Origin of the sequence: Acinetobacter sp. WY4, from assembly GCF_018438165.1 — a bacterium.
Taxonomy (GTDB): domain Bacteria; phylum Pseudomonadota; class Gammaproteobacteria; order Pseudomonadales; family Moraxellaceae; genus Acinetobacter.
Genome location: NZ_CP053947.1, coordinates 1,461,094 through 1,476,598, shown reverse-complemented (window position 1 = coordinate 1,476,598; position 15,505 = coordinate 1,461,094). Strand labels below are relative to the sequence as shown.

Annotated in this window: 17 protein-coding genes; all 17 read left to right on the top strand. The window is 44.2% G+C overall.

Features of this window, described 5'->3' with window-relative positions; all coding sequences use genetic code 11:
• Window positions 1–635 precede the first annotated feature (635 nt).
• The 17 genes from G4D73_RS06980 to G4D73_RS06915 all read left to right on the top strand — a co-directional run bounded on the left by G4D73_RS06980 (window position 636) and on the right by G4D73_RS06915 (window position 15,484).
• The gene (locus G4D73_RS06980; protein ID WP_184412636.1) at window positions 636–1,916 is read left to right on the top strand and encodes a glycosyltransferase family 4 protein; all 1,281 of its coding nucleotides are present in this window, start codon (window positions 636–638) and stop codon (window positions 1,914–1,916) included.
• 20 nt (window positions 1,917–1,936) lie between these two features.
• Entirely contained in the window at window positions 1,937–2,488 is a 552-nt protein-coding gene (locus G4D73_RS06975; RefSeq protein WP_004278361.1) for a phosphatase PAP2 family protein, read from the top strand.
• Window positions 2,489–2,575: 87 nt separating this feature from the next.
• The gene (gene iscX / locus G4D73_RS06970; protein ID WP_004278360.1) at window positions 2,576–2,776 is read left to right on the top strand and encodes a Fe-S cluster assembly protein IscX; all 201 of its coding nucleotides are present in this window, start codon (window positions 2,576–2,578) and stop codon (window positions 2,774–2,776) included.
• A gap of 110 nt (window positions 2,777–2,886) precedes the next feature.
• On the top strand, window positions 2,887–3,318 hold the full coding sequence (ndk, locus tag G4D73_RS06965) for a nucleoside-diphosphate kinase (protein ID WP_004647460.1): 432 nt from the start codon (window positions 2,887–2,889) through the stop codon (window positions 3,316–3,318).
• Between the two features lie 122 nt (window positions 3,319–3,440).
• Window positions 3,441–4,676 (top strand): 23S rRNA (adenine(2503)-C(2))-methyltransferase RlmN, encoded by a 1,236-nt coding sequence (gene rlmN / locus G4D73_RS06960; protein ID WP_004278358.1) that lies wholly within the window; start codon window positions 3,441–3,443, stop codon window positions 4,674–4,676.
• A 14-nt stretch (window positions 4,677–4,690) separates the two neighbouring features.
• Complete coding sequence (gene pilW / locus G4D73_RS06955) at window positions 4,691–5,491, top strand: type IV pilus biogenesis/stability protein PilW (RefSeq protein ID WP_005245984.1); 801 nt, start codon at window positions 4,691–4,693, stop codon at window positions 5,489–5,491.
• Complete coding sequence (locus G4D73_RS06950; protein ID WP_213687687.1) at window positions 5,482–6,273, top strand: helix-turn-helix domain-containing protein; 792 nt, start codon at window positions 5,482–5,484, stop codon at window positions 6,271–6,273. Before pilW ends, G4D73_RS06950 begins: the two co-directional genes overlap by 10 nt.
• Before the next feature lie 23 nt (window positions 6,274–6,296).
• Window positions 6,297–7,418, top strand: a complete 1,122-nt coding sequence (gene ispG, locus G4D73_RS06945; protein WP_180038809.1) for a flavodoxin-dependent (E)-4-hydroxy-3-methylbut-2-enyl-diphosphate synthase — start codon at window positions 6,297–6,299, stop codon at window positions 7,416–7,418.
• A 3-nt stretch (window positions 7,419–7,421) separates the two neighbouring features.
• The gene (gene hisS, locus G4D73_RS06940) at window positions 7,422–8,717 is read left to right on the top strand and encodes a histidine--tRNA ligase (protein WP_213687686.1); all 1,296 of its coding nucleotides are present in this window, start codon (window positions 7,422–7,424) and stop codon (window positions 8,715–8,717) included.
• 30 nt (window positions 8,718–8,747) lie between these two features.
• Entirely contained in the window at window positions 8,748–9,446 is a 699-nt protein-coding gene (locus tag G4D73_RS06935; protein ID WP_044109972.1) for a YfgM family protein, read from the top strand.
• A complete protein-coding gene (bamB, locus tag G4D73_RS06930; protein WP_213687685.1) occupies window positions 9,443–10,591 on the top strand; it encodes an outer membrane protein assembly factor BamB in 1,149 nt (382 codons plus the stop codon). Before G4D73_RS06935 ends, bamB begins: the two co-directional genes overlap by 4 nt.
• Window positions 10,592–10,758: 167 nt before the next feature.
• Window positions 10,759–12,168 (top strand): ribosome biogenesis GTPase Der, encoded by a 1,410-nt coding sequence (gene der, locus G4D73_RS06925; RefSeq protein ID WP_213687684.1) that lies wholly within the window; start codon window positions 10,759–10,761, stop codon window positions 12,166–12,168.
• A 270-nt stretch (window positions 12,169–12,438) separates the two neighbouring features.
• On the top strand, window positions 12,439–12,621 hold the full coding sequence (locus tag G4D73_RS15500; protein WP_228305199.1) for a hypothetical protein: 183 nt from the start codon (window positions 12,439–12,441) through the stop codon (window positions 12,619–12,621).
• 14 nt (window positions 12,622–12,635) lie between these two features.
• Entirely contained in the window at window positions 12,636–13,946 is a 1,311-nt protein-coding gene (locus G4D73_RS06920) for a hypothetical protein (protein WP_228305198.1), read from the top strand.
• A complete protein-coding gene (locus G4D73_RS15495; RefSeq protein ID WP_228305197.1) occupies window positions 13,937–14,152 on the top strand; it encodes a hypothetical protein in 216 nt (71 codons plus the stop codon). The genes G4D73_RS06920 and G4D73_RS15495 overlap by 10 nt, the downstream gene beginning before the upstream one ends.
• A gap of 27 nt (window positions 14,153–14,179) precedes the next feature.
• A complete protein-coding gene (locus G4D73_RS15490; protein ID WP_228305196.1) occupies window positions 14,180–14,440 on the top strand; it encodes a hypothetical protein in 261 nt (86 codons plus the stop codon).
• A gap of 18 nt (window positions 14,441–14,458) precedes the next feature.
• Window positions 14,459–15,484 carry a hypothetical protein gene (locus tag G4D73_RS06915; protein WP_228305195.1) on the top strand — a complete coding sequence of 342 codons (1,026 nt, stop codon included), beginning with the start codon at window positions 14,459–14,461 and terminating at the stop codon, window positions 15,482–15,484.
• Window positions 15,485–15,505 lie beyond the last annotated feature (21 nt).

Sequence of the window (15,505 nt, the reverse complement as noted above, 5' to 3'; positions counted from 1 at the left end):
AGTCATGCCCAACGTTGTCAGATTGATCGATCGACAGTATCAGAACTCAAATTGAACTCCTCTTATCTGAGCCAAGCTGCGACTTCTTTTATCGTAAGGTGTGATAGCAGTTATGCTATTCAATTTAATTCTAGAAACTTAACCAGCACTAATGGCAGTAGTTATTTGGTTAATGAGCACAATCATAAAATAAGAACACAAATGTATATTTCTGGGGCGACCTCATCCCGTTGGAATATGCCGATATCCCAACCGGCAACTAGCCTAAGTAAATTTATTGTATTGGTACAACTAGCTGAACAACCTTCTGCTTTGACCCCAGCTGGAGTTTATAAAGACAGTTTATATGTGGATCTTATCTACTGAATTCTTTTAGTTGGCTCTTAAAAGAGAATTGGATTTTGGTCTATTTAAGTCCTTTAACCAGATTTTGAAGCTTTCTGACTGGATTTTTTAGGCATGAGCTATGGTTATGAATAGGTGAGTTAATTTACTCTTAATTGTTAGTCAAGTTAATTAGATATCTCTATAAGTACATCAACTTCCGAATAAAATGAGAGAAGGGGGGTAATATCATTAAAATGCAATAAATAAGCATTAGACTTTAGCTTAAAATATAATCACATAGGTGTGATATGGAACAGCCCTGCACCTCAGCGTTATCGAAAAAAATGTCTGCACTTCAAAATATTAGCTTTGACTTAAAACAGTTGCGACAGCAAAAAACAAAAATGACCCTGCCTTTGGAAGAGTTGACTCGTCCTCGTCTCAAAATAGCCATTGTGACTGAAACCTGGCCTCCTGAAATCAATGGTGTTGCCCATGCTTTATTGCAACTTTGTAAAGGATTGCAAAAACAGGGACATAAGATTTTATTAATACGTCCAGAACAACGACAAGCCTGTAACGATTTTAAACCACATAGTGAATGTCTGGTTAAAGCGCATTGCCTTCCTAAATATAGCAATTTGCAGTTTGGTAGACCGCAATTTCTAAAAATCCATCAAGCTGTTGAAACTTTTACCCCCGATATTATTCACATTGTGACCGAAGGCCCTTTAGGTTTGGTAGCTCAACAGCTTGCAAAATTCCATAAAATTCCAGTCTCTAGCGGTTTCCATTCGTCATTTCAAGAATTTAGTCGGTTTTTTGATTTGGCTTTTTTGCTTAAGCCGATTCAAGGCTATTTAAGGTGGTTTCATAATAATACTGATTTGACCTGTGTCCCCAGTCGAGGTACGGCTCAAGCCTTAAATCAGTTTGGTGTAACTTGTCCCTTGGCAGTTGTGGGCAGAGGCGTCGATCCAGATACATTTTCACCAAAGTGGCGATCACCAGATTTGCGCTATGCTTGGGGAGTTTCAAACGAGACCCGGGTGATGTTGTATGTCGGACGGCTTTCTCCTGAAAAGGAAATTGACGTGCTGATCAAAACCTATTTTGTGCTGCGCCAAGTTCGTCAGCAAGATATACGTTTGGTAGTGGTTGGAGATGGGCCGGATCGCACTCGACTGCAACAACTGAATCAGGATGGCAGTATTGTTTTTACCGGTAGCTTGACAGGAGAAAAACTGTCAGCGGCGTATGCCAGTGCAGATGTATTCTGTTTTGCCAGTCAGGTTGAAACCTTTGGAAATGTGGTATTGGAAGCGATGGCCAGTGGCTTGCCAGTGATTGCTTATGATTATGCTTGTGCAAACTTGCATGTGCAGCATGGTGAAACGGGATGGTTGAGCAGACTTGGACATCAGCGGGGTTTGATTCAGCAGATGCTCGGACTGCCTGATCTGCAAAGATTACAGCAGATGGGCGCGCAAGCACGTAAAAAAGCCGAAAAAGTAGGCTGGCAATATCCGGTCCGGCAATTTGAACAGGCACTGTATTCACTGGTACAGCATCAGGAATACAGGATATAAAACAAGAAAGGAGCACCAGTGTGAAACTCCAGAATGTAAAGATTAAATTTTTAGAAATCGATTTGAAAGGCTGTGTTTATCTGAATCATTTTTCGCATTCAGTCCGTATTGCCACTTTTTTTAAAATGATTAGCCGCTTAGGAAATGGTGCATTTTGGTATTTCATGCTGATACTGGTTTGGATCATGCAAGGCTTGATCTATACCGTGCAGATTGTTTATCTGATTTTGGGAAGTACTATAGGTACTATGATTTACAAGGTGCTTAAAATCAAAACTGTACGACCACGTCCTTATCAGGTACATCAAGTGATCCGTTTGGGTGAGCATCCACTGGATCATTTCAGTTTTCCTTCCGGGCATACCTTGCATGCCGTGATGGCAACCACCGTTTTAGGTTATGTCGCACCTTTATTACTGATGCTGATGTTGCCTTTTACGGTTCTGGTCGCAGTGTCCCGAATGGTGCTGGGATTGCATTATCCAAGTGATGTGGCAGTTGGCGCAATTCTGGGTGGCATGATGGCAATTGCTATTGTCCTGACCGCACCTTATCTGAATATTGTGCTGTAAAAATAAGTGAAAGCCGGAGCAAAGGCTCGCAGATTTTCACAGATTTGTTAAAGTACAGCATCAAAGCAATTATGGTGAGAAATAGAGATGGGTTTACGTTGGACTGACACGCTCGATATCGCGATTGAACTCTATGAAGCGCATCCAGATGTGGACCCGCAGTGGATTCGTTTTACTGATTTACATGCCTGGGTATGTGCTTTGCCTGAATTTGAAGATGATCCAACCAAGTCGACTGAAGGTCTGCTTGAAGCCATTCAAATGGCATGGATTGATGAGGCACGCTAAGCCCTCATCTTAAAAAAGCATTTTTTTACAGATGAAAAGCAGAAAAATGCGCATTATCTCGGTATAATGCGCCAAATTTTCATGTCAACAATTGACTTAAGGAGCCTATCATGGCTATCGAACGTACTTTATCTATCGTTAAACCAGACGCAGTTGCTAAAAACCACATCGGCGACATCTTTGCTCGTTTCGAGAAAGCTGGTCTTCAAATTGTTGCAACTAAAATGAAACATTTGACTCAAGCTGAAGCTGAAGGCTTCTATGCTGAGCACAAAGAACGTGGTTTCTTTGCTGACCTAGTTGCATTCATGACTTCTGGTCCAGTGGTTGTTTCAGTTCTTGAAGGCGAAAATGCTGTTCTTGCTCACCGTGACATCCTTGGCGCGACGAATCCTAAAGAAGCTGCTCCTGGTACTATCCGTGCAGATTTCGCTGTAAGCATTGATGAAAACGCTGCTCACGGTTCTGACTCTGTAGCATCTGCTGATCGTGAAGTTAATTACTTCTTCGCTCAAACTGAGATTGCTCCACGTACTCGTTAATTCGCAGTATTCAAGCCAGATAAGTGTTATTATACTTATCTGGTTTTTTTATTCTCTGAATAATTCTTTGCTCACATATTGAGCTTCTCCTTTCATCTTTAGACATGGTTTAGGTAATACACATGAGTACTGAAGCAGTCGCTGTATCAGCAGTTTCTGAGCCACAGCAACACACTCCATCCGCTCCAGCACAGGCAAATACTGTCGAGAAAGTGAATTTACTTGGCATGTCACGTCCGCAAATGGAAAAATTCTTTGAGGACATGGGTGAGAAGAAGTTTCGTGCCGGGCAGGTGATGAAATGGATTCACCAGTTCTTTGTGACTGATTTTGCTGAAATGACCAATATTTCCGGCAAACTGCGTGAAAAACTGGAAAAGATTTGTGAAATTAAAGCGCCTGAAGTGGTGCATAAAAACTATTCTAAAGATGGTACCCGTAAATGGGTATTCCGTGTTGGCGACGGTGAAGGTTCCCTCGTCGAAACCGTATTGATTCCTGCTGAACATCGCAGTGGTTTACGTCGCACTTTGTGTATTTCTTCACAAGTGGGCTGTGCACTGGACTGTTCATTCTGTTCGACCGGTAAACAGGGTTTTCAGCGCGATTTGACCCAGGCAGAAATTATCGGTCAGCTCTGGATGGCGAACTATTCCTATATGGAAGATGTGCCTGTACTTGAGCGTGAACGTTCAGTCACGAACGTGGTGATGATGGGCATGGGCGAGCCATTACTCAACTACGATGCAGTATTGAATTCAATGCGCATTATGCTGGATGACTTTGCATACGGCATGTCAAAACGTCGTGTGACTTTATCGACTTCTGGTGTGGTGCCGAAAATCGATCAGATGGTCAAAGATATTGACGTGGCGCTGGCTATTTCATTGCATGCGCCAAATGATGAACTGCGTAATGAGCTGGTGCCGATCAATAAAAAATATCCGCTTGAGCAGCTGATTGCAGCATGTCAGCGTTATATTGCCAAAGATGGGAATGAAAGTTCACGTAAACACGTGACGATTGAATATGTGATGTTAGATGGCGTGAATGATCATCCTGAACATGCGCAGCAAATGATTAAGCTGTTAAAGAATTTACCAAGCAAGATTAATTTGATTCCTTTTAATCCGTTCCCGCATGCGCCATATGGCCGCTCAAGCCGCAACCGGATTATTTCTTTCCAAAAAACTTTGTCTGATGCCGGTTTTGTGTGTACGATTCGTCAGACACGCGGTGATGACATTGATGCCGCGTGCGGACAGTTAGTCGGACAAGTTGCTGACCGTACCCGTCGTGCGGAACAGTGGAAAAAGAAAATTGCGCAATCGAATGAGATCATGCGCTCACAAGGATAATAAGAGGTCGCCAGTTGAGAAATCTAACATCAAAGTTTGCTTTGATTTCAACAGTATGTGTGTCTTTGGTTTTAGTCGCGTGTCAGACGCCAGATCTGGGTCAGAAAGACCCTGAAAAGGCCACCAAAGTCCGTACCCAATTGGCGGTAGAATATCTGAGAACAGGTGATCTGGATGCAGCTAAACGTGCGCTGGATCAGGCACTTGAAAGCAGTCCGCGTGATTCTCAAGCAAATATGATGATGGGCGTGCTACTGCAACAGGAAGGTAGTAAGCTTAATCTCGAAAAAGCAGATCATTATTTCAAGCGTGCGATTTCGGCAGATCCGAAAAATGCGCAGGCGCGAAATAATTACGGCACTTATTTATATCAGCTCGAACGCTATAATGATGCGATTGAGCAGTTTCAAATTGCTGGTGCCACGTTGGGTTATGATCAACGTTTCCGCGCACTGGAAAATATGGGGCGGATTTACCTGAAACTGGGTGATGCAACAAATGCTGAAAAATCATTCAAACAGGCGCTGCAAGCCAATCGCGATTCTTATATTTCAATGTTAGAGTTGGCAGAAATATTTTATTTGAACCAGCAGTTCCCGGCGGCGACACAAATGTATCAACAGTTTGTGCGTGGTGTGGGACAGAAGAATCAGGGTGCTCGTGCGCTCTGGGTCGGCATTCGCACTGCGCGTGCCGGGGGTGATCAGTTGGGTATGCAGGTATTGGTCAACCAGTTACGTGCACTCTTTCCTGAAAGCCAGGAATACCAACGTTATTTGCAATTACAGTACAGTACTGAGGCCGTATGGAAGTAAATCCTAATTCACCATCGAATCATTCGAGCGTAGCTCCAAATGCGTTAGGAAATATTCAACGTCCGGGCGAGTACTTGCGCCAGATTCGTATCAATCAGCAACGTAATCTGGAAGATGTAGCGAAAGAGCTGAATATTCCGGTCAAAACCCTGACTGCTCTTGAGCAGGATGAATACAAATCTTTGCCAGAAGCGACCTTTATCAAAGGTTATTACCGGACTTATGCCAAATTTCTGGGTGTAGATGCGTCTAGTATTATTCAGCGTTTTGATGAAATCTATACCAATGATACCGGGTTGCTGCCGAATCATGCCCTGAACAATTCTCCAATTAAAATTATGGGGAAATTACCAGGTTCTAACCGTGACCGTAATCGTAAGTGGTTAAAGCGCATTTTTATTACGCTGGTACTTTTGCTGATTTTGGGCGCACTGTTTGCCATGATTCAGAACTGGTCGAGTAGTAATTCCCAAAATAGCAGTGAAGTCTCTGGAGTAGGCGCTTCTAATGTCGAGATTCTGAATCTGGATACAGGTGCCGCACTTTCCGGTGATCAGCTGAAGCTTGATTTTAACCGTCCGACTTCGGTGCATATTGTCGACTCGGCGGGTAATGTTCTGGCAACTGGCCGTCAGGCATCGAGCTTGCAACTGAATGGTGAAGCGCCATTCCAGATTCGTCTGGATGATGCATCGGCTGTATCACTCAGTTTAAATAATGAAAATATTTCATTGTCACCCTACACTGTGAACGGAAAAGCAGAATTCCGTTTATCACCTTAACAGATCAAGAGTAGAGCAGAACGATGATCGTAAATCCAATTAAACGTCGTCCAACACGTAAAATTCGTGTGGGTTCAGTTTATGTGGGTGGTGATGCACCAATCAGTATCCAGTCGATGACCAATACTGAAACCTGTGATGTAGCAGCTACGGTTGCTCAGATCCAGCGCTGCGTCGATGCAGGCGCGGACATCATGCGGGTTTCTGTGCCTACCATGGAAGCGGCGGCGGCATTTGGTGAAATTCGCAAGCAGGTCAATGTACCTTTGGTGGCGGATATTCACTTCGATTATAAAATTGCTTTGGCAGTTGCCGATTTGGGTGCAGACTGCCTGCGGATTAACCCGGGCAATATCGGTTCTGAAGCGAAAATTCGTGAAGTCGTGGCCGCAGCACGTCATAACGACATTTCCATGCGGATCGGTGTCAATGCCGGCTCCCTGGAAAAAGATATTCAAAAGAAATATGGCGAGCCGACAGGTCAGGCATTGCTTGAATCTGCGATGCGCCATATCGATATTTTAGACCGTCTGGATTTCCAGGAATTCAAAATTTCAGTCAAAGCATCGAATGTGTTCCTGACCATGGATGCGTATCGTTTGCTGTCACAGCAAATTGATAATCCGCTCCATCTGGGTGTCACAGAAGCGGGTATTTACCGTACCGGTTCGGTTAAATCTGCGATCGCTTTGGGCGGCCTGCTGATGGAAGGCATTGGGGATACTATGCGTATTTCCTTAGCTGCCGAGCCTGAAGAAGAAATTAAAATTGGTTTTGATATTCTGAAATCGCTGGGTTTGCGCTCCAACGGGATTAACTTCATTGCCTGCCCAAGCTGTTCACGTCAGGAATTTAATGTGATTTCAGTGATGCAGCAACTTGAAGAGCGTTTAGAAGATATTCGTACCCCAATGGATGTTTCTGTCATTGGCTGTAAGGTCAATGGGCCGGGCGAAGCCAAAGAAGCGGATATTGGTGTAGTGGGTGCAAGTCCACGTTCACTGGTGTACCGTAATGGTGAAAAGAGCCATTTAATTGACACGAATCAATTGGTTGATGAAATCGAAACCATGGTTCGTCAACGTGTTTCCGAGCTTGAAGAAGCTAAATCTAAAGAAATTATTCGTACAAGTTTTCCTGAGTAGATCATGAGTTCAATCGTCGCAATCAAAGGTTTTAATGACATTCTCCCAACGCAAACCCCAGCTTGGAGACGTCTTGAACAGCATCTATCCGGTTTGATGGATGCCTATGGATATCAACAAATCCGTTTGCCTATGGTTGAGCAGACCAATCTGTTTAAGCGTTCGATCGGTGATGCAACCGATATCGTTGAAAAAGAAATGTATACCTTCCTCGACAAGGGTAATCCGCCTGAGTCGTTGACGCTGCGTCCTGAAGGGACGGCGGGTTGTGTGCGTGCCATGCTGGAGCATAACCTGCTGCGCGGTGCGACGCCTCGCGTCTGGTATATCGGACCCATGTTCCGTTATGAAAAACCGCAAAAAGGCCGTTACCGTCAGTTCCACCAGTTTGGTGTAGAAACCTTTGGTGTGGCAACGCCAGATATGGATGCAGAACTGATTCTGATGACGGCGCGTCTGTGGAAACGTATGGGTGTGGCAGACAAGGTTCAGCTTGAGTTAAATACACTCGGTGAGTCGGATGAGCGTGCAGCATATCGTGCGGCACTGGTTGAATTTTTAGAGTCACATAAAGCGGATCTGGATGAAGATTCTCAGCGTCGTCTGACCACCAATCCACTGCGTATTCTGGATTCTAAAGATGCCAAAACACAAAGCATCTTGGAAAATGCACCGAAACTTCATGATTTTATGGGTGAAGAAACGCTGGCGCATTTTACCCAGTTACAACAGTACTTGACCGATGCAGGCATCAGTTTTGTGATCAATCAAAAACTGGTACGTGGTCTGGACTATTACAACAAAACTGTTTTTGAATGGACCACAACCCATTTGGGTTCACAGGGTACGATCTGTGCCGGTGGCCGTTATGACGGTCTGGTGGGGCAACTTAAAGGCAAGCCTGATCAATCTGTCCCTGCTGTTGGTTTTGCCATGGGGATTGAACGTTTATTGCTTCTGCTTGAACAGGTTGAAGACAATACCCGGGCACGTGATTGTGAAGTATTCCTGGTGGCTGAACCGGCTTCTCAAGGTAAAGCTTTGGTCATTGCGGAGCAGATTCGTGATCAGCTTGAAGCAGCAGGCAGTCAGGTTCGTCTGAAAGTAGGCTCACAAGGTTCAATGAAATCGCAAATGAAAAAGGCTGATCAAGCCGGTGCTTTGTATGCGGCGATTTTGGGCGAGCGTGAACTGGAAGCTCAGGCGTTTACTGTGAAAGAGCTGGCAACCGCAGAGCAATCGAATGTACCATTTACAGACTTCGTTGCATTTTTTAGTACTAAAATTTCTTCAAAATAATCGATAAAACATTAGGAAAAGGGTAATCTCATGAGCGCAATGAGTGGTGATGAACAGTTTGAAAGCTTAAAATCCTTTACGAAGAAATATGGTTCTTCGATGATTACCGGGATTTTAATTGCGCTGATTGCCTTTTTTGGATGGGAATATTGGCAGAAGAAAAACCTGGCAGAGTCGCAAATGCACACTGCCAAGGTTCAGCAGTTGATGGATGATGCGCAGGCATCGAAAGGTGATGGTTTTGCCAAGTTGTCTGAAGCTGCGGACAAGATTGTCAAGGAAGCACCGGATTCAGCACAGGCGATTCAGACCCAGCTGATGATGGCTAAACTGGCTTATGACAAAGAAGATTATGCTGCGGCCGAGAAAGCGCTACAGAAAGTTGAAAACTCGAAAGTAGATGATAAAGGGCTAGTTCAGGTCGTCAAACTTCGTCTGGCCTATGCACAACTGGCACAGAAAAAATATGATGCTGCATTGAAAACTTTAGAAGCAGTCACTGAGCCTGCATTTAAAGCAACTGCCGATGAAGCACGTGGCGATATCTATGTTGCCAAAAATGATATTGAAAATGCTAAAAAAGTATATCAAAGTGCATGGGATGCTTTGATCGAACGTAAAGAAGAACGTCAGATTTTACAAATTAAGCTCGAAAGCGTAGGCGTATTGGTCGATGATCCGGAAATCGAACGCCCAATTATAGAAACACAAGCGGAAGAAGCTGAATGAATAGAAAATACAAAATTACCTGTGCCTTGACTGTTTTAACGCTTGCATTGGCTGGCTGTGCAGGTAAAACCAATAAAGTTCCAGAAGTAAAACCGAATCCACTTCCAAAACTGACCCAAGCCAAAACACTGGTCCCTGTATTTTCCACCAGTGTGGCTTCGACAGATGCTGCTGATCCGTTGCGTTTACGTCTGGATGCAGATAATGGTGTGGTCTTTGCAATTGATCCGAAAGGCGAAGTGTCTGCATTTAAAGGCAAACAGCGTCTGTGGCAGAAAAAAGTCAGCAAAGACAATTTAAGTTCTGGTGTTGAAGCTGCTGAAGGTCTTGTTGTCGTTGGCAACCAGAAAGGCCAACTGTTTGCGCTGGATCAGCAAACCGGCGAGCAAAAATGGACTACGCAATTGACGGGTGCTTTACTGGCACCTTCATTAATTCATGCTGGTCGTGTCATTAGTGTCAGCAATGATGGCGCCGTATATGCGCATGAAATTGCGACGGGTGCACAAGTTTGGACTTATAACTTACCTAATGTACAATTCAGCCTGCGTGGTATGGCTGCACCGGTTGCATTAGATGCCCGTAATGTACTGATTGCATCTTCCAATGCTTATATCTATGCACTGGATGCCTTAAGTGGTGTGCCAAAATTACAGCGTCGTGTCGCAGTGTCGGATGGACGTTCTGATATCCAGCGTCTGGTTGATATTGACGGGGAACCGGTCGTTGCAGGCCAGTTTGTGGTGACCACCAGTTATCAAGGTCAGGTGACTGTGCTGGATTTAGCTTCACAACAGGTGGTCTGGAGTGAAGATGCCAGCAGTATCCAGCGTCCAGAAGTTGTGGGTAATGGCGTATTTGTGGCGCAAACCGATGGCAAAATCAAAGCCTTTGAGATTACCTCGGGTCAACCGCTTTGGGAAAATGACCAGTTGCTGAATCGCAAGTTAAGTAATCCGGTGATGCTGGGTACTGATCTTGTAGTCGGTGATCTGGATGGTGTCTTGCACCTGATTGATCCGCGTACCGGACAGATTACTGGTCGTTCGAAAACCTCTGGGGAAGTACGTAGCTTACGCGTCATCGACAACCAGCTGTATGTTTCCACACGCAAGGGCGCATTAAGCATTTGGCAGAACCGTTAATTTTAACGAGCCTTATGCTAAACTAGCCACAACCGTATTTTGTGAACGCGGGGTGATTGAAAAATCAATGCCCCGTGTTTTTATTTAGGGTATTTACCCCTTATATCTTCCTATGCTTTCTGATGTTCAGGCCACTTTGACGCCTGATATTAAATAAAGGTTACTCTATGAAACCCGTAATTGCGCTCATTGGTCGTCCGAACGTCGGAAAATCAACGCTGTTCAACCAGATTACCAAGAGCCGTGACGCATTGGTGGCAGACTTTGCCGGTCTGACACGCGACCGTAAATATGGCGATGCTACCTATCAAAATAAATCTTTCATTGTGGTCGATACTGGCGGTATTGGCGAAAATGAAGGTGGGATTGACTCGTACATGGCAGAGCAGTCCAAGACTGCTATTCATGAAGCCGACCTCATCATTTTTGTGGTTGATGCGCGTGCCGGATTGCTGGCATCTGATGAGCAGATTGCCCGTGAATTGCGTACTTTAGGCAAAAAAGTCTTTCTGGTTGCCAACAAAGTCGATGGTGTACATGCTGAAGCTGCCTTGGTTGAATTCTACAAACTGGGTATGGGCGAGCCGTTACAAGTCGCAGCCAGCCATGGTCGTGGTGTCCAGCAAATGCTGGAAGATGTACTTGCCGATGTACCGGAAGATGAAAATCCGGAAGAGCATGACAAAAACACGGGTCTGCGTTTAGCGATTATTGGTCGTCCAAATGTAGGTAAATCAACGCTGGTGAACCGCTTGCTCGGTGAAGAGCGTGTGGTGGCATTTGACCAGCCGGGTACAACACGTGACTCGATTTATATTCCATTCGAGCGTGATGGCCGTCAATATACCCTGATTGATACTGCCGGGGTGCGCCGTAAAGGTAAAGTTGATGAAATGATTGAGAAATTCTCGATTGTTAAAACTTTACAGGCAATGAAAGATGCTAACGTAATTGTTGTTGTGGTTGATGCGCGTGATGGTATTGTTGAGCAGGACTTGCATTTGATTGGCTATGCACTTGAAGCGGGTCGTGCCATGGTCATTGCAGTCAATAAATGGGATAACATGACTGAATATGATCGTAAGCAATGTAAGCTCGATGTAGAGCGTCGCTTCGATTTCATTCCATGGGCCAAAGTGCATTTGATTTCTGCATTGCATGGAACGGGTGTGGGTGATCTTTATCCATCGATTCACCGTGCTTATGATTCATCTCGTTTGAAAGTGTCACCAGCAAAAATCACCCAGATTTTAAATGATGCGACAGAGGCTCACCAACCACCTATGGTTCAGGGTCGTCGTATTAAAATGCGTTATGCGCATATGGGTGGACAAAATCCGCCAACGATCGTGATTCATGGTAACAAGGTGGATAAAACCCCAGCGGATTATCGTCGTTACCTGGAAAACGTGTTCCGTAAAGTATACAAGCTTGAAGGTACGCCGATTAAAATCGAGTTTAAAACTTCGGAAAACCCGTTTGAAGGCCGTAAGTCTCAAGTGGATGAGCGTGCAGCTGCGCGTAAACGTCGTTATGTACAGAAGTTCAAGAAAGCCGAGAAGAAATTTAAACGCTAATTCTATAGTTTAAATTTTTCGGATAAAAAGCCTGCGTACAGCGGGCTTTTTTATTACCTATAAAAAATATTTTTTAATCAGGCTTAATTTTGAATTTAATAAAAATAAAATATTCTTTTAATTATAGTTATTTAGTATAAGTATCAATTTAATATTTATGTGATATGTATTATATTTGTGTGAAATTGTTAATTCAGTCGCAAAAATGAAAATTGACTGAAAAAGATCATAAGAAATTACTGCCCAAATTTGCGGTGGTGTGAGGGGAACATGAAAAAAACTGCATTAGCCTTAATCTGTATGATGGGCTTGCCAAGCCTTGCGTGTGCTGAAATGATCAAAGTAAATGGTGAGGGCAGTAGTCCCATTATTAAAAAAGATCCAGTAGGGACACGGAATCAAGCATTGAATAATGCAAAAACTGATGCAGTCATTGCTTTAATCAAAAAATAAATGGCCCTCAAGCCATGCAGGATGCCGAGCCCCATCTGGCAGATATTGTGAAACAAGTTGACAATGGCTACGTATTTAATCGTGGTAGTCAAACCAACAATAACAATGAACTGGTTACTTCTATTTCAATTGAAATGGATGACCAGGAGTTTCGCCAGATTTTGAATGACCTGGGTTTATCCAAAAAAAATAGCCGAATCAGTCCGATCATGATCGTAATGGATGAATATTTTGGTGTACCGCGAGATAACTCAAAACCGGTGAAAGAATTTACGTCGTACTTTTCTGATAAGAGCTATGCCTATGATGAAAAGGCCAGCTATGACGCGAAAGAAAGTGCAAAAGCCAGTGAAAGTTCATCATATTCATCAAAAGGCAAATCAGCTTCGGCTTCAGGCTATGCCTATGGTAATTACTATGGTGCAGGTGCGGGCGTTGCTGCACGTTCATCAAGTCACAATAATTCAGGTAAATCTTCTGCTTCAGCAAGTTATAACGCCAGTGAATCAGCACGTTATAGCCAGTCTGAACGCCAGAATGATATTCAAAATTTTGTGAAATATGTGGAATATCAAACCCCGTCGACCACACCTGAGCGTGAAAATCAAACGTTAACCTCAATTGCCCGTGCAGCATCTAAATATGATCTACGCTTAATGGATTCGGATGTGTTTCGTAGCCGTTATCTCAAAGGCAAGAGTATGACCATTCAACAATTACTGGGTGATGCAGAGCTGGCAAAACTTGCAGTGGCTGCACGTCAGGAAAAAGCGGACTGGTTTATGGTCGGTAGCTCTTATATTTATGACCGTGGTCGTTCAGGTGCAACGGGTCAGTTTGTTTGTGATGGTGCACTCAGCTATAAAATTTATTCAGTCGATGATGGCACACTGATGGGCGGCGATACCCGTACAGAATCATCAACTGCTGCAACGACAGATACTTGCCGTACCAATGTTGCCCGTAAACTGGGTGAAATGACGCTATCTGAAGTCGGTCCACAAATCCTCGCCTATTCGAAAAACCGCAGCATGTATGGTAAGGAAATAACCCTCTTTGTAAAAAGTGTATCAGGTAGCGTATCTAGCCGGTTAGGGGATGACCTGTACGTAGCCTTAGATGAAATGGATGGTGCGGAAAATATCGATATCCGTACCCAGGATGGCAAATTGGTCGAGATGACCATGACTTATAAGAGTGAAAAGCCCTTAAGTGCTGAACTTGCCAAAGCATTGCGCCGGGTAAATCCTGTTCTGTCGAATGCCGAACGCCTGCAAGCAGGGAATACCATTACTTTATGTATTGGTGGTACTCAATGCAAATAAGCTTGAAAAAAGTCATGCTTGCCATGGCGCTGATGGGAACGGCTAGTGCGCAGGCCAATATTCAGGTTTTTCCGGCGAAGGGAATTTACGGGCTGGAACTGCCTTGTCGTCAATCGGTGGAACATATAGAAGCAAACGCATCATCCATTTCCTGTGACTTTAGCAAGGCTGTATCTAGCGAGACGATTCGTACTCAAGTTGTATAAGCTTTCGAGCAGCAGCTGAAACAGGCCTTGCAAGATCAGGTGGTTACTTCAATTTCCCAACAGAATAAACATCGAAGCTATGTGGCTTCTCTGGAAGTTTTGCGGGCCAGCGAATATGTGGTGCAAAAGGAGTCTACAGCCGAGATTTTTCTGCCAGTCACTTTAAGTTTAAAGTTGACCAATGTCCTATCCGGAGAAGTGATTTATACCGATAGCGCTACTTTATCTCAACCTATACAGGTGCTGTCGACTGATGTCGAGGCGGCTACAACCCTTCAGGCGGTCTAGCAGAAATTTCAAAGTAGCTTGCTGTCCTTGACCCAGCAATTGACCCAGGATCTGCAGAAAAAATTTAAGGTTTCTGAAGTGCAGACTAAGGTGATTGACCGTTCTGGGCGCGTGATTTATTCGGCGCATGCGACTGATGAAATTAGTGAAGCCATTTCACAAGGAATGGGTTTTTCACTGGATACGCGTAAAGAAGTGGCACTTAAAAATGCTTTGGTGAAATTGGGTCAGCAATTCCAAAAAGGGATTCAATTTACCCGTTCAGATTTTCAGGTAGCGAGTGGTGGTAGCGAGACCATCACGATTCAGGATGCAGGCGAGCGTTTGACCACAGGCATGAAAATTCATGTGTATAACCGTGAAAAAGTTGCTCAGCGTCAAGTGTTAATCCCGACTTGGGAAGCTACAGTCATTGAGCGTCAAGGGACTAAAGTCAAAGCGCAGCTTGATTTTCCTGTGAGTGGAAATGACCGCCTGCCGGTACGTTCGGGTGATAGCATCTTGGTGGATAGCCATGCTGCTGTGGGTGAGTCGAAACTTGCTCGTGTACTTTGTCCAAGCTTGCATACTGATCAAGTCGGAGAGATTCCATTTTATGGATTTGGTCCGCTGATTTATCACGCATTTACCAGTCAGTCCAAACGTCCATTTTATGCCACAGGCTCAGGTTTTAAAGGTCAGACCAGTTTGGAAACATCAATTATAAAAATGACTGAAAATGCCGGCTTTAAAAAACAGCTAGATTTGAAACTGTATGTGCCTAAAGACGAGTGCTTACAGCCAGCATTCAAAATTCAGGTTCAAGAAGACTCTATTAAATGCAATGCAGACAAATCCAGTTGCGATGCCACTTTGGTGTTGGCAGGTGGCGCGCGGCGTTTTAATGCAAAACAGGAACGTGTTGGGGCTGTCGGTTTACAGCAAGAAGTTAGTTTAAAAGGGATTGATATCACCCATCGTCATGAAATGTACAACATTCAGATGTTCAAGGCATTACCAAAAATTTTAAATCAGATCGTGCAAAAGGCCGATGCAGTTCAGTAAGGAATTATAAGGGGAAATACT

What these genes read in the sequence shown, in the direction of transcription:
- G4D73_RS06980 (WP_184412636.1), top strand. Translation starts at nt 636, where the DNA reads ATGGAACAGCCCTGCACCTCAGCGTTATCGAAAAAAATGTCTGCACTT.
- iscX (WP_004278360.1), top strand. Translation starts at nt 2,576, where the DNA reads ATGGGTTTACGTTGGACTGACACGCTCGATATCGCGATTGAACTCTAT.
- ndk (WP_004647460.1), top strand. Translation starts at nt 2,887, where the DNA reads ATGGCTATCGAACGTACTTTATCTATCGTTAAACCAGACGCAGTTGCT.
- rlmN (WP_004278358.1), top strand. Translation starts at nt 3,441, where the DNA reads ATGAGTACTGAAGCAGTCGCTGTATCAGCAGTTTCTGAGCCACAGCAA.
- G4D73_RS06950 (WP_213687687.1), top strand. Translation starts at nt 5,482, where the DNA reads ATGGAAGTAAATCCTAATTCACCATCGAATCATTCGAGCGTAGCTCCA.
- ispG (WP_180038809.1), top strand. Translation starts at nt 6,297, where the DNA reads ATGATCGTAAATCCAATTAAACGTCGTCCAACACGTAAAATTCGTGTG.
- hisS (WP_213687686.1), top strand. Translation starts at nt 7,422, where the DNA reads ATGAGTTCAATCGTCGCAATCAAAGGTTTTAATGACATTCTCCCAACG.
- G4D73_RS06935 (WP_044109972.1), top strand. Translation starts at nt 8,748, where the DNA reads ATGAGCGCAATGAGTGGTGATGAACAGTTTGAAAGCTTAAAATCCTTT.
- bamB (WP_213687685.1), top strand. Translation starts at nt 9,443, where the DNA reads ATGAATAGAAAATACAAAATTACCTGTGCCTTGACTGTTTTAACGCTT.
- der (WP_213687684.1), top strand. Translation starts at nt 10,759, where the DNA reads ATGAAACCCGTAATTGCGCTCATTGGTCGTCCGAACGTCGGAAAATCA.
- G4D73_RS15500 (WP_228305199.1), top strand. Translation starts at nt 12,439, where the DNA reads ATGAAAAAAACTGCATTAGCCTTAATCTGTATGATGGGCTTGCCAAGC.
- G4D73_RS06920 (WP_228305198.1), top strand. Translation starts at nt 12,636, where the DNA reads ATGCAGGATGCCGAGCCCCATCTGGCAGATATTGTGAAACAAGTTGAC.
- G4D73_RS15495 (WP_228305197.1), top strand. Translation starts at nt 13,937, where the DNA reads ATGCAAATAAGCTTGAAAAAAGTCATGCTTGCCATGGCGCTGATGGGA.